The organism is Herpetosiphon sp. (assembly GCF_003512625.1).
GTDB lineage: Bacteria > Chloroflexota > Chloroflexia > Chloroflexales > Herpetosiphonaceae > Herpetosiphon > Herpetosiphon aurantiacus.
Genome location: NZ_DOPT01000100.1, coordinates 14377 through 27047, shown reverse-complemented (window position 1 = coordinate 27047; position 12671 = coordinate 14377). Strand labels below are relative to the sequence as shown.

Sequence of the window (12671 nt, the reverse complement as noted above, 5' to 3'; positions counted from 1 at the left end):
GCTAACGTGGTTCCCAAACCCATTCATCATGTAGAATGCGCCAAATTTGGTTGGGAAAACGATCTTGTTTGACTGGAATGCCAATAAAGCCATCGAAGCCAGCATTCCGCGTTCGTTCTACGTCATCGGGCATGATATTGGCGGTTAAGGCTATAATGCGTGTGCCAATCAATTTTGGATGCACGCGCAACATTGGTAATTGGGCAAAGGCATCACGCAAGGGTCGCTTAATATCATACAAAATTAAGTCAAATAGCCCTGATGTTGGTGCATCGAGCATGGTGATTAACGAACGTCCATCGCGGCAGCGCACGCACGAGCGAACCCCAATTTCAGTGATCAGCAGATCTTGCACCACGAAAAAGGTATCATCACGGTCTTCAACAACCAGCACATGGGCAAAGTTTGGGTCAATCATAGCGCTGTCTGTTTCGTTTGTGGGTCGAAAATAACGACTTCGGGCGTAAGATTTTCAGCAATTGGCAGGGTGAAACTAAAACTTGAGCCACTGCCAAATTGACTTTCGGCCCACATGGTGCCGCCCTGTAATTCTACCAAGTGGCGGCTAATTGGCAAGCCCAAGCCGGTGCCTTGTTGGCGTTGGGCTGAGGCGGCTTGCTCAACTTGGTGAAATTCTTCAAAAACCAAGGGCAATTCGTGAGCCGGAATACCTGCGCCAGTATCGATGACTGAAATTTGTACCATCCCATCGCTCTCGAAGGCGCGGAGCGTAATGCCGCCGCTGTCGGTAAATTTGGCAGCGTTGGAAAGCAAATTGAGCAAAATCTGGCGTACCCGCACTTTATCGCCACGTACAGGCGGAATTTCTTCCTCAACATCTGATTCGAGGTTTAAGCCTTTGCTCTTGGTCAAGCCAACCGCTGTTGCCATAACCCCATTGAAAATTGGCTGCAAATCAAGCAGCTCAAGGTGCAATTCCATGCGTCCGGCTTCGATCTTCGAGAGATCTAAGATATCGTTGATTAGGCCAAGCAGATGCTCGCTATTGACTAAGACCCGTTCTTGCAGCTCAATTTGGCGGGCAGTCAAATCGCCATAGCGGGGTTTGCCCAAAAACTGGGTAAAGTTGATGATCGCATTGAGTGGCGTGCGCAGCTCGTGCGACATATTGGCTAAGAAGCGAGTTTTTAATGTATTAGCCTCATCGGCGGCAGTCCGTGCTACCTCTAGCTCTTTGTTAAGAACTTGTAACTGGCTATTCAAGCGCGATTGCATTTCATAAGCGCCCTCAAGCTCAAGCAAGGTACGGGCAACCCGTGCTTCACTGACCCGCAGGCGTTCGGCGCGGCGTTCGGCTAAACGATGGCTTTCCATGGCCCATTCGACGGTTGCTACCAAGTCGCGGGTTGCTAGCCAACTGGTAAGCGCTGCCAACAGCAACGTGACTGAAGGCGGCGTAAAGGTAGTGATAAATTGAGTAATTGAGCCATAGTGATTGGTAAAATTGGTTGCCGAGGCCATTCCAACCATTAAGAAGATAACCACTACAAGTGCAACAACGGTGAATGGGGCGCGAGGCGAATACAAAATCCCCGCGATAATCACCGCCAACACTAGCGAGTAGCTCATAAATTGAGTTGTGCCAGGCAGCAAAAAGAGGCTAATCGTTGGTGTGCCGACAATTGAAAAGAAGAAAGCACTTCGTGCCAAGCGAATTTTGTTGTAGCGCAGGCCCATAAAAGCCATGCCTGTGCCAACAGCAAAGAGCACCCACGGCGGGCCGCTACGGGTATAATCGCCTGCATTGCTGGTAACTTGGGTTAGCAGCATAGCGAACCAAAGCACGCCAAACCCCAAGCACAAATACACTAAAATCGTGAGGGTGTCGATCCGAAACGATAAGAGATTTTCCTGAAGGCTGGCATCGATTTGATCGTGTTCTTCCATGGTGGGGCCACCATTCAGTTGAATTAATATGCTTGCTGAACAATTGATTGATTATGGCTCAAAATCATACCATGTTTTTGCAATTATTGTGCATCAGATTGCGCTAAATCGGCCTGCTGAGCCTCAAGTAAACGCGGCCAATCCTCACGCTTCCAGCGATAGGGCAATTGAATGAATGTGCCTGCTTGCGCTGCGTTGATCAATAGATTCAATCCATGGTTAATTAATAGTTGCTGTTGTGCAAGATTATCTGGCTCGCCCAATACATGGCCGAACGGAAACTTCACGCTTAGCCCTCGTGGAATACCCAGCTGTTGGGCAATTTCAGCCAGCAGAAAAAAGCTGACGGTGCTAATCCCAGCCGCTTCTAAAACTCGTGCGATCAGTCCCACGGACTGATTACAGATGCCTCAGGCCGGAGTAAGCACTGCTGCTGTCACGCCAGCTTCGCGCAAATTGCGGGCAATGGTTGGGGCAGTTTGCTTGATTAATGTCTCAATATGTTCATCGGTGATATGGCCCATGAAACTATAGCATGGCCCAAGGCTTTGAATTGTGCCACGGGCGGCGAGTTGCTGAAAATGGCTGATCGGCAAGACAATATTAATATCACGATCAGCGTCACGATGATCATAATAATCGTGGGTAATCATCAAATCGTTGGGGCTAGCGGTGGCGGGAATCAAACGAAAATTGGGGTCGCCGTGCGGGTCGTGCATATCAAACACTGGATCGGTGCGTAGATGCACGCCGCCAGTGGTAATTAAACTGATTCGCTGTTGAGCTAACGTGCCATGCAGCGGAGTCCATGGAATTTGGGCTGCAACCGCCTGCACCTGAAAGCGTTTGGCCCAACGTTGGCCAAGCCCAGGCATTGCGCGATACAACCACGCCCCAAGTTGATTGAATGTTCGCCGCATGGCCAAAAACTCCATGATCAAACCTGCTTCAAGCAGTTTAGCATGCTAAGGAATGTTGGGCAATAAAAAACAGCACCAATCATAACGATCGGTGCTGTGGTTACTTACGATTAAAGTCGATTATGCTTCGGTAACTGGGTTAAGAATCGCTTCGATTCGTTCTTGATAGATCTTCTTAGGGCCAGCGCCGACAATCCGATCAACTTCTTGACCGCCTTGGAAGAAGATCAAGGTTGGGATACCTTGGACCCCAAACTTCATAGCGTTGCCACTATCTTCATCGGTGTTAACCTTGGCAATCAACAATTTGCCTTGGTATTCGTCAGCCAACTCTTCGAGCACAGGGGCGATTGAGCGGCAAGGCCCACACCATGGTGCCCAAAAATCAACCAAAACGGGAATATCGGAATTAATCACTGCTGATTCGAATTCGGCATCGCTAACTGCTAATGGCTTGGCCATTGAAAGTCCTCCTTGATAGCTTGTGCATTGCTGCACCTGCATGTAGTGTAGCACGTTTTTGGCAAAAGCTAATAAGCGTTATATTAATCTTTTGCTGCTCCTAAGCGCCATTAAAACGTTGTTGCAAAGCTTGTTCAATCGCCTTAGAAACTTGATCAGGTGTACCATCAGCATCGATCAAAATCAGCAAATCGCGTTCGCCATAGAATTGTAGCAGTGGCTCAGTTTTGGCATTGTATTCAGCTAAACGGCGTTTGATCGTCTCCGGCTTATCGTCATCACGCTCGATTAACATGCCGCCATTAGCTCGACAAGCATCTAAAGCTGCTTGATCATTAATATGCAAAATTTGGTCGGGCTGGCCTTTGATTCGGCAGATGCGGCGGCCACTTAAGCGCCGAATGGCCTCTTCATCAGAGAGGGTTAGGGCAATCACCACATCAAGCGGACGGCTAATGGTCTGCATCAATTGATCAAGGCTTTGGGCTTGGCTCAGCGTGCGTGGATAACCATCGAGCAGCACCCCAACCTCGCTAGGAATGCCTAGCAACCATTCGTTCAGTAATTTGTTCATTAATGTATCGTCAACCAAACGACCTTCAGCCATGACCTGAGCGACCTCTTGACCCAATTCAGAGCCAGTTTCGACAGTTTGGCGTAGGCGTTGGCCGGTGGAGATTGAATCAATCGCTGCCAATTTATCCAAATAGGCAGCTTGGGTCGATTTCCCCGCACCTGGGGGGCCAAAAAGAATGAGGTTAAGCGGTTTCATCCTTATACCTCGATATTAAACAACACTAGCCATAATCTTATCACAGCCGTTTATGGCTGAGGTAGCAGGTTTAAAACAAAACAACCGCGAATATTCGCGATTGTTGAGTGGTGCCGATGGTGGGAGTCGAACCCACACTCCCTTGCGAGAACTACGCCCTGAACGTAGCGCGTCTGCCAATTCCGCCACATCGGCTAAGGGATTGTTGCGCATGCAACGTTGTTGAGTATAGCTGATTTTAGGTGATTGTGCAAGTTGGATTTAGCATTTCAGGGCCGCCTCTGAACGTTTTCTGACGAATAACCGAACCTGCTGAGGGCTAGATTCGCTCGATACAAGCGGCAAGTGCGGCGACTGGCGGCCCAACTCGATTGAGAAATTGGGCTGGTTGCAGATCGAGCACACGCCAACCACGCTCAGCAGTAAATCGACCGCGAATTTCCTCCTCGGTAATGGCACGAGGCACATTAACGCTGGCAAACTCGATGCCAAACGCCAACAAATAATAGCGGCCTTGAGGTTGTAAGGCTTGAGCCAATTCGTCAATAAAGCCTTCGGTATCAGCTTGATTAAACAAATGATAAAAGCCAGTATCGACGATTGCCCCAAATTTGGTTTCAAGCAAGGAGGGCTTAAGGCCATCACCAACTAGAAAACGCAGGCGTTGGGCAACCTCGCTGGGCAAGGCTGCCGCTTTGGCTTGGGCTTGTTCAATCGCAGTTGGCACAAAATCGACTCCAACCGCCGTATAACCAAGTTGCGCGAGGCCAATTGCCAAATCGCCCGAACCACAACCAACATCAAGAATAGGATTTTGCGGTGGAAAGGCGTTGATTAACTCAATCAAGGCTGGTTGGGGTGCGGCAACATCCCACGGCGGCACATCGTTATAGACATTTTGAAAAAATTCTAGCGGTTCTGCACCAAAACGGCTCATCACCCACCTCCTACATTTAACGCTTTTAGGAACTATAACAAAGCAGTCGATATCAAAACTCAGCCTTGATACCGAAATTGAGCGCAGAAGTTTACTGCCAATTACTGTTTAGCCCAACTATTGGCAGTAAAAACCAATTGTTTGGCCCAATTATCCAGCTAGAGTAAGCAGTGAGATCAGCGATTTAAGTTGGTGGATTTTGAACTGGAGAATGATGTATGCAACGTCGATCGAACTATTGGTTTTTGCTCATAAGCTTCGTTTTAGCTGCTTGTGGTCAACCAGATAGCTTGCTTTCAACAAGTCCAACAGTAACAATGGCCGACCAAGCCAACCCAACCAGCACGCCGATCAACGGTGGTCAGAGTAGCGATCTTGCCATAATCGAGCAATTGCAACGACCAGCCCAAAGCCAACCCTACGAGTTTGCACCAAACCCAATGAGTGCTAACATTAATGATTGGTTGAGGATACTTATGCCGAAGGTTATGCTCGATCAGCTTATGACACTTGATCTCGATTCAAACAGTAATCCCAACGATTTACCAATTAAAGCAATTGACGATTATTTCACTGATACGCCAATCGATAAGCTGATTGAGCATTATCGAACCAGCTTGGCCGCCACAAATTGGATTGCTCAGCCGATTCAGCACATAAATCCCCAAGATACAACCTTGATATTTGAGCATGAGCAAACCCAGCTTTACATTTTTATCTTTACGCCGATGAATACTGATCAATTGTTTGTTTCGATTAAATTGCTGCAAACGAATCATTCACGGCCAAACCTCGAACTGCCGTTAGTAAATACTTCAGATATCTTTACAACGCACGATGTGCGCTTCCCATCAGATACCACCATCAATAATGAACTGTTGAATGACCCAGCCAGGGGCGAATTGCTTAAACGCGATCTGCTGATGCCAATTCGCCAACTACAAAGCTTTTGGCCGGGCGAGATCACGCTCGAAGCGAGCCTCGTAGCTGAGACTTTCGGTTCTCAGCAGATTACCTACGATTTAGCTAAAGCTATATCTGAACTTGGTGGCTGGCAAGCAAGCAATACGTTATTGGGAAGTGATAGTTATATCGGCCCTCCATTGTTGCGTTTTGTTGATAATACAATTCAAGTGCTGCTAATGAACCAGCTCAGCGAGCACGAATATCTGGCCCAATCAAGCCCAAACGATTGGCTGTTGGGGATGCATCTGTTAACTCTGCGATCCTCCGAGCAGCCAAATTTCACGTTAGACCCCAGCTTTTTCAGCCCAATTGAAGCATTAGAAATCCCAACCCAACCAGATCAGCAGGATTATCAGCTTGGTACAGATCGATTAGTTGATAGCTTGCTCTATGGCTGGCAGCATAATCAGATCACCAAAACCAAGCTTCAGGCCTACATCAACACCAACTATCCACCTGAATCCGCATGTAGCCCAAGCACAACCAACCCAAACAGCAACATTCGCTATAGTGTTTTCAGCAGCGACAGCAACCCAAGCCAAATATCAGCAACATATAAACAAACATTAACTGAACCAAACAACTGGAATAACCTCGAAGACGATACAACCTTTGCATTTTATGGAGTCAGAACTGAGCAAGGCTATCATGGTGGTACGCTTAGTTTGATTGAACGAAGTCGCTACAACCTTCAGTTAAGCGGCAGTATTGGGATTATCAGCGAATCGACCCCAAATAGTGTTCCACAGATTAGCTTTCGAGGGCAAGAATATCCTTCTTATATCGGAGTAGCATGGCTCGTTGAGCCAATTACCCATAGCTTGCCATTACTACCCGATGCGATGGTGTTTAACTCTGTCTCTCACGAACGCTTTAATGGCTATGCTTACGGCTGGCTTAGAAGTTTGAATTACCAACGCTCCAGTAACGATTGCAAGGAAATCACCTATATTGATGGCGTACAAGCCTTGGTCATCGATTCAAGTGACTTAACGCTTGCACCCAATTTCTACGACCCAATCTTACTCGGCCAAGGCTGGCAGAAAATTGTGATGAGTGATCAGCATCATCGCTACATTAAAACAGAGCAAGATGGTAAAGTCATCAATACAATCAACATTCGCTGGCAACTTGGCAGCCGTATCACAGGTGACATAATCCAAGTCGTGATGATCGATTCAAGCATTACTTATCGCTAAATTGCCCCAATGCTTGCAAACTGCGCTATGGCGACAAACCCATGGCGCAGTTGCTCTTTTTAGCCCACAACGCTGTATTGAGTCTAATCTCTACTCCTTGATCCCGAGCCAGTCACAACGATCAGCATTGTTATGATGCAGCGCATTATGCTGCTATAATGCATGCTGGAAGTCTGAGAGGCATAGGTTCTAACCAGGGCAATCAAAGGAGCAACTGGATGAAAATCTTTTTGGATACTGCTGATGTCGAAGAGATTCGCCAAGGGGTGGCGATGGGTGTGGTTGATGGTGTGACCACCAACCCTTCATTAGCAGCAAAAGCAGGCCGCAACTTCCGTGATGTGGTTTTAGAGATTGTTGAAATTTGTCCCGGCCCAGTCAGTGCCGAAACCGTGGCATTGCAAGCCGATGAAATAGTCCGCGAAGGCCGAATTTTGGCCAAATGGGCACCAAACATTGTGGTCAAAGTGCCGTTGATGGCTGAAGGCTTGAAAGCTGTTAAGCAATTGACCAGCGAAGGCATCAAAACTAATGTAACCTTGATTTTCTCAGCTTCCCAAGCCTTGTTGGCCGCCAAAGCTGGGGCCACCTTCGTTAGTCCGTTCTTGGGGCGGCTCGATGATATCGGCCAAGATGGCATGATCTTGATTCGCGATATTGTCCAGATTTTCAAAAACTACAATATCCAAACCGAAGTCTTGGCGGCCTCAATTCGCCACCCAGTTCACGTTTTGCAATCGGCATTGGCTGGCTCGCATGTTGCTACCATGCCATTCAAAGTGCTACAACAACTGGTCAAGCACCCGTTAACTGACAAAGGCATCGAAACCTTCTTAGTCGATTGGCAACAAGTGCCCGATGCCGCAACCGTGTTTGCTGAGTAATCAATGAGTAATGCACCTTCATCAGGGCAATCACCTGCACCGCGTTTTCAACGCAGTAAACGCCCCCCGCTGCTTCGTCGGAAGGAGCGGGCGGGTCGTAAGCCTTGGGTGAACCCATGGAATTTGGCCAACATTTTAAGTTCGATCCGCATCATCGCAACGATTCCGTTGTTGATGTTGTTGCTTAACGACACTGCCATCAGTTATTTCTGGGCATTTTGGTTTTATGTGGTGGTCGCGCTCACCGATATGCTCGATGGCCAATTGGCCCGAAAATATGGCTGGGTCAGCAATTTGGGCATCTTCCTCGACCTGACTGCCGATAAAATTTACACTGCTGGCATTTTGGTCTGTTTGGTTGCCACCAACCTGCTTGACCCATGGGCGGCGATTATTATTTTGGTGCGTGAATTTGTGGTGACTGGCTTGCGATCACTCGCCGCTTCCGAAGGCGTGGTTATTCCATCGGGGCGTTGGGGCAAGCTAAAAATGATCATCACAATCGTAGCACTCGGCTGGATTATGGTTCGCGCCAACCTCGACCGTGACGGCTGGTTTAAGTTGATCGATTTTGCTGGCGGTTTAACCTGGCTGAGCCATTTATCATCGATTGTGCTGTGGCTTGCAGTATTGCTCACGATTATGTCGGGAGTCGAATACATCTGGGGTGCTCGGGCTATTTTCCGCCAACCACCACGCCAAAAACAAGACTAAGGAGGCTCTGTGAACTATTTGCTGATTGCAGTGATCAGTTATTTGCTTGGGTCGATTCCTTTTGGGTTGTTGATTGGGCGCATGGTTGGCGGAATTGATGTGCGTTCGTATGGCTCGAAGCGCACTGGGGCAACCAATGTGTTGCGCACACTTGGGCCACGCTATGGCGGCTTGGTGTTTGTGCTCGATGCGCTTAAAGGCATTGCGGCAATTTGGGCCGCGCGTTGGCTTATGCCTGATAATGCTTGGGCTATGGTTATGGCTGCCACAATTGCCGTGGTTGGCCATATTTACCCGATTTTTGCTGGTTTTCATGGTGGCCGTGGGGTGGCAACTGGCTTGGGCGGTGTTTTAGGCCTCTTTCCGTGGGGTTTTTTGGCAGCGGCCTTGGTTTGGTGGGCGGTTGTGTTGTTGACTCGCTACGTTTCGTTGGCCTCAATTTTGGCCAGCATTGCCGCCGCGATTACCGCTGGCGTGTTTTTTATGCTTGATCAAAGCCATATTGCGATTGTGACCTACTGTGCCTTGATCGCCTTAGCCGTGGTGGTTTCGCATCGTGATAACATTACGCGGTTGCGCAATGGTACCGAGAGCAAGTTTGGTCAGCGGGTCAGCGTCGAATAGCTAGCCTATCGAGAATCAGACAAGCCTAAATTCGTGTACAATATCAACACATGATTCTTAGGTTGTTGAATCCTGAGTTTAATTTGCGCTTATGACGCATGCAGCAGCAACACTTGCGGCCATTGCTGAAGAAGTCGCCCAATGCACTGCCTGCCCGCTCTGTCGCACCCGAACCAATGCAGTGCCAGGCGAAGGCCCAGCCAATGCCGAGATTTTATTAATTGGAGAAGGGCCAGGCCAACGTGAAGATGCACTTGGTCGGCCTTTCGTCGGGCCTTCGGGCGATTTGTTGGAACAATGGTTGGCCGAAATTGGCCTAACCCGCGAACAAGTCTTTATCGCCAATGTGGTGAAATGTCGGCCACCTGGCAACCGCGACCCTGAGCCAAGCGAAATCGCTGCTTGTGCCCATTTTTTGGATCGCCAGATTGCGGCTTTGGCTCCCAAGTTGATAGCGACGCTTGGGCGGCATTCGATGAACAAATTTTTTCCTGGTGGCAAAATTACCAAAATTCATGGCATTCGTGGGGTTAAACGCCAAGGCCAAACGGTATTTCTGCCCTTATTTCACCCAGCCTATGTGCTGCGTAACATGAACGCCATGCCCGATGCAATTGCCGATATCAAGTTGATACCACGGCTGATTGCGCGGCTCAACCAGCGTTTGCAAGAAGAAACTAACGAAACAACTGAGCCAAATTTGCCCGAAACCGACGAGCCAACAACGCCACCACAACAAATGTCAATGTTTTAAGGTCTCACCGCCGAAACCCCAGAACATCCGATTGATTGCTAGACCTAGAAGGATGCTGAATGAGCTTTTTTCGGCAACGTAGATCATTAATTGTGCTGAGCTTGCTGAACATCGGCTTATTACTCACAACATGGTGGCTTTTATGGCGGCTTTTGGGTTTAGAACTAACGGCATTGCCTAGCTCATGGCGGCAACAAGCCCCAAGCTGGACTGATGGCCAAAAAGTTACGGCGTTTTTCTTGCTAAGTTTGGGTTTAACCCTGCCACGCATGCTCTGGCAATTACTCTTGGAGTGGAACACCAGCTATCAAGTTGAGGCTGATGGGCTGACAATTCGCACGCTGGGCTTGCTGCAATATTATCCATGGCAGGCGTTGGCCCAATTACGGCCAAATTATAGCTATGACGATTATGTGCAGCGAATTGATGTGCTGATTGCGCCAGAATTTAGCCAAACTCGTTGGTATCGGCGCTGGTTTTATCGCCATTACTACAACAAAGTGCCGTTATATGCCACATCGGGGCAACTCGTGAGCTTGCTAAGCCAAATTAAACGGCATTGTGGCTAACATGGGCTTTTGGGCAATTGCGCAAAGGCTTGATCTGAAGAACTGCTACTCATCGTTATGTGGAGTGGTACAAGAAAATTCTATTTAACAACTATCTCAGCCAAACGGGGTTGGGATTATTCAGAAAGGAGCCATGACGACAGTGCAGGCCTACTTGCACTGTGGTTTGTATTCGTATGACTAAAAACAAATTACGGGTTATCCCACTTGGGGGCGCATCGGAAGTTGGCCGCAACATGTGGGTTTTTGAGTATGAAGAAGATATTGTCATCTGCGACATGGGCGTGATGTTTCCCGAAAGCGAGATGATGGGCGTTGATTTGGTGTTGCCCGACATCACCTATTTGCGCGATAAAGTTGCGAATATTCGCGGTATTTTGCTGACCCACGGCCACGAAGACCACATCGGAGCCGTGCCTTGGTTGATTGGCGATCTAGGCTTTCCAACAGTGTATGGCACAACATTAACCCTTGGCTTGCTCTCGAATAAACTCAAAGAACATCGGCTAACAGATAAAGTTGCAACCAAAGTCATTGCGCCAGGCGATAAATTCCAGCTTGGGTGCTTCACGATTGAGCCATTTCACATTGCCCACTCCATCCCTGATTCAGTCGGCTTTGGCTTGACCTCGCCTGCTGGTTTGGCCTTGTACATCACCGACTGGAAGCTTGACCATACCCCCGTTGACAATTGGCCAACCGAAATTGATCGGTTGGTTGATTTTGGCCGCCGCAACCCAATCGTGTTGGTTACCGACTGCGTGCGGGTTGAATCGAAAGGCTATACCCCATCGGAGCGAGTGGTGGGTGATGCCTTTGATCAAATTTTTGCCACAGCTCCTGGGCGAGTCATTATGGCCACCTTTGCCTCAAATATCTCACGGGTGCAAATGGCAATTAATGCAGCGATTGATTATGGTCGCAAAGTTGTGCCAGTTGGTCGCTCGATGGAAAACAACACCTCGATCGCCCGTGAATTGGGCTACCTTGAAGTGCCTGATGGTACGTTGATTCGAGCAGGCGATATGAAGAACTTGCCTGATGATCAAATTGCGATTGTCTGTACGGGCAGCCAAGGCGAGCCAATGGCGGCGCTCTCACGCATGGCCAATCGCGACCATCGCCAAATTTCAATTCAACGCGGCGATACCGTGGTTATCTCAGCCTCGCCAATTCCAGGCAACGAAGTATCGGTCTATAAAGTGATCGATAATTTGTACAAACTTGGGGCAAATGTGATCTATGGTTCAGATTTGCCAGTGCATGTTTCTGGGCACGCCGCTCAAGAAGAGCTGAAAATGTTGCTCAACTTGGTGCAACCACAGTATGTTATTCCCTTCCACGGCGATTATCGTCACTTGGCCCGCTATAAGCAATTGGCCGAGGGAATGGGCTTTAACGGCGATAACGTGCTAATTGCCGAGGGCGGCTCGATTATGGAATTCAGCCAAAATTACGGCAAACTGGTTAGCCGCGCTCCCGTCGGCCATGTCTTTGTTGATGGCGTTTCGGTGGGCGATATTGGTGGGGCTGTGGTGCGCGACCGCCAAATGCTTTCCAAAGATGGCATCCTGATGGTTGTCGTTTCGGTCGATCTTCAAACTGGCAACTTGGTGGCTGGGCCAGATATTGTGAGCCGCGGCTTTGTTTCGACCCGCGATTCAACCGATTTGATCGAGGGAGCCAAAGAAGCGGTGCGAGCCTCGTTCAGCGAAAGCTATGTGGTGCCAGCACGGGCATTTAGCGATGGTGAAGAAACCGCCGAAGGCAACTCGCCAGCAGTTTCCTCGCCAGCAGCTCGTAAAATCAAAGAAGTGGTTGGGCGTTTCCTCTACGAACGTACCCGCCGCCGCCCAATGGTTATTCCGGTGGTGATGGAAGTTTAACTACTACAAGCAAAGGCCGCCTTGGAAATGCTCCAAGGCGGCCTTTGCTTTAACCAATTAAATGGCAGTTACTGAA

14 protein-coding genes and 1 tRNA gene are annotated in these 12671 nt (G+C 48.8%); 7 read left to right on the top strand and 8 right to left on the bottom strand.

Annotation, left to right across the window (positions count from 1 at the left end):
- Nucleotide 1: 1 nt before the first annotated feature.
- The 8 genes from DEF47_RS22555 to DEF47_RS22520 form a co-directional block, all read right to left on the bottom strand.
- A complete protein-coding gene (locus tag DEF47_RS22555) occupies nucleotides 2–418 on the bottom strand; it encodes a response regulator (protein WP_012191927.1) in 417 nt (138 codons plus the stop codon).
- A complete protein-coding gene (locus tag DEF47_RS22550; RefSeq protein ID WP_012191928.1) occupies nucleotides 415–1908 on the bottom strand; it encodes a sensor histidine kinase in 1494 nt (497 codons plus the stop codon). The genes DEF47_RS22555 and DEF47_RS22550 overlap by 4 nt, the downstream gene beginning before the upstream one ends.
- A gap of 83 nt (nucleotides 1909–1991) precedes the next feature.
- On the bottom strand, nucleotides 1992–2300 hold the full coding sequence (locus DEF47_RS22545; protein ID WP_012191929.1) for a reductase: 309 nt from the start codon (nucleotides 2298–2300) through the stop codon (nucleotides 1992–1994).
- A gap of 18 nt (nucleotides 2301–2318) precedes the next feature.
- Nucleotides 2319–2828 carry a glycine/sarcosine/betaine reductase selenoprotein B family protein gene (locus DEF47_RS22540; RefSeq protein ID WP_012191930.1) on the bottom strand — a complete coding sequence of 170 codons (510 nt, stop codon included), beginning with the start codon at nucleotides 2826–2828 and terminating at the stop codon, nucleotides 2319–2321.
- Between the two features lie 120 nt (nucleotides 2829–2948).
- Nucleotides 2949–3290, bottom strand: coding sequence for a thioredoxin (gene trxA / locus DEF47_RS22535; RefSeq protein ID WP_012191931.1), 342 nt, complete (start codon nucleotides 3288–3290; stop codon nucleotides 2949–2951).
- A 100-nt stretch (nucleotides 3291–3390) separates the two neighbouring features.
- Entirely contained in the window at nucleotides 3391–4062 is a 672-nt protein-coding gene (locus DEF47_RS22530) for an adenylate kinase family protein (protein ID WP_012191932.1), read from the bottom strand.
- Between the two features lie 108 nt (nucleotides 4063–4170).
- A tRNA-Leu gene (locus tag DEF47_RS22525) sits at nucleotides 4171–4257 on the bottom strand.
- A 124-nt stretch (nucleotides 4258–4381) separates the two neighbouring features.
- Entirely contained in the window at nucleotides 4382–4999 is a 618-nt protein-coding gene (locus DEF47_RS22520; protein ID WP_012191933.1) for a class I SAM-dependent methyltransferase, read from the bottom strand.
- Nucleotides 5000–5217: 218 nt separating this feature from the next.
- Here DEF47_RS22520 and DEF47_RS22515 point away from each other — a divergent pair, with 218 nt between their 5' ends.
- The 7 genes from DEF47_RS22515 (at nucleotide 5218) to DEF47_RS22485 (ending at nucleotide 12595) form a co-directional block, all read left to right on the top strand.
- Nucleotides 5218–7164 (top strand): hypothetical protein, encoded by a 1947-nt coding sequence (locus DEF47_RS22515; RefSeq protein WP_012191934.1) that lies wholly within the window; start codon nucleotides 5218–5220, stop codon nucleotides 7162–7164.
- A 218-nt stretch (nucleotides 7165–7382) separates the two neighbouring features.
- A complete protein-coding gene (gene fsa, locus DEF47_RS22510) occupies nucleotides 7383–8048 on the top strand; it encodes a fructose-6-phosphate aldolase (protein WP_012191935.1) in 666 nt (221 codons plus the stop codon).
- A 123-nt stretch (nucleotides 8049–8171) separates the two neighbouring features.
- Nucleotides 8172–8762, top strand: coding sequence for a CDP-diacylglycerol--glycerol-3-phosphate 3-phosphatidyltransferase (gene pgsA / locus DEF47_RS22505; RefSeq protein WP_287045355.1), 591 nt, complete (start codon nucleotides 8172–8174; stop codon nucleotides 8760–8762).
- Nucleotides 8763–8771: 9 nt separating this feature from the next.
- Entirely contained in the window at nucleotides 8772–9386 is a 615-nt protein-coding gene (gene plsY, locus DEF47_RS22500) for a glycerol-3-phosphate 1-O-acyltransferase PlsY (RefSeq protein WP_012191937.1), read from the top strand.
- A 91-nt stretch (nucleotides 9387–9477) separates the two neighbouring features.
- Nucleotides 9478–10140: a uracil-DNA glycosylase gene (locus DEF47_RS22495; protein WP_012191938.1), complete on the top strand. Its 663-nt coding sequence runs from the start codon at nucleotides 9478–9480 to the stop codon at nucleotides 10138–10140.
- A gap of 59 nt (nucleotides 10141–10199) precedes the next feature.
- The gene (locus tag DEF47_RS22490) at nucleotides 10200–10709 is read left to right on the top strand and encodes a hypothetical protein (protein WP_012191939.1); all 510 of its coding nucleotides are present in this window, start codon (nucleotides 10200–10202) and stop codon (nucleotides 10707–10709) included.
- 176 nt (nucleotides 10710–10885) lie between these two features.
- Nucleotides 10886–12595, top strand: a complete 1710-nt coding sequence (locus tag DEF47_RS22485) for a ribonuclease J (RefSeq protein WP_012191940.1) — start codon at nucleotides 10886–10888, stop codon at nucleotides 12593–12595.
- Nucleotides 12596–12671 lie beyond the last annotated feature (76 nt).

Coding starts and splice junctions, on each gene's coding strand:
- DEF47_RS22555 (WP_012191927.1), bottom strand. CDS start 418: ATGATTGACCCAAACTTTGCCCATGTGCTGGTTGTTGAAGACCGTGAT.
- DEF47_RS22550 (WP_012191928.1), bottom strand. CDS start 1,908: ATGGAAGAACACGATCAAATCGATGCCAGCCTTCAGGAAAATCTCTTA.
- DEF47_RS22540 (WP_012191930.1), bottom strand. CDS start 2,828: ATGCGGCGAACATTCAATCAACTTGGGGCGTGGTTGTATCGCGCAATG.
- trxA (WP_012191931.1), bottom strand. CDS start 3,290: ATGGCCAAGCCATTAGCAGTTAGCGATGCCGAATTCGAATCAGCAGTG.
- DEF47_RS22530 (WP_012191932.1), bottom strand. CDS start 4,062: ATGAAACCGCTTAACCTCATTCTTTTTGGCCCCCCAGGTGCGGGGAAA.
- DEF47_RS22520 (WP_012191933.1), bottom strand. CDS start 4,999: ATGAGCCGTTTTGGTGCAGAACCGCTAGAATTTTTTCAAAATGTCTAT.
- DEF47_RS22515 (WP_012191934.1), top strand. CDS start 5,218: ATGCAACGTCGATCGAACTATTGGTTTTTGCTCATAAGCTTCGTTTTA.
- fsa (WP_012191935.1), top strand. CDS start 7,383: ATGAAAATCTTTTTGGATACTGCTGATGTCGAAGAGATTCGCCAAGGG.
- DEF47_RS22495 (WP_012191938.1), top strand. CDS start 9,478: ATGACGCATGCAGCAGCAACACTTGCGGCCATTGCTGAAGAAGTCGCC.
- DEF47_RS22490 (WP_012191939.1), top strand. CDS start 10,200: ATGAGCTTTTTTCGGCAACGTAGATCATTAATTGTGCTGAGCTTGCTG.
- DEF47_RS22485 (WP_012191940.1), top strand. CDS start 10,886: ATGACTAAAAACAAATTACGGGTTATCCCACTTGGGGGCGCATCGGAA.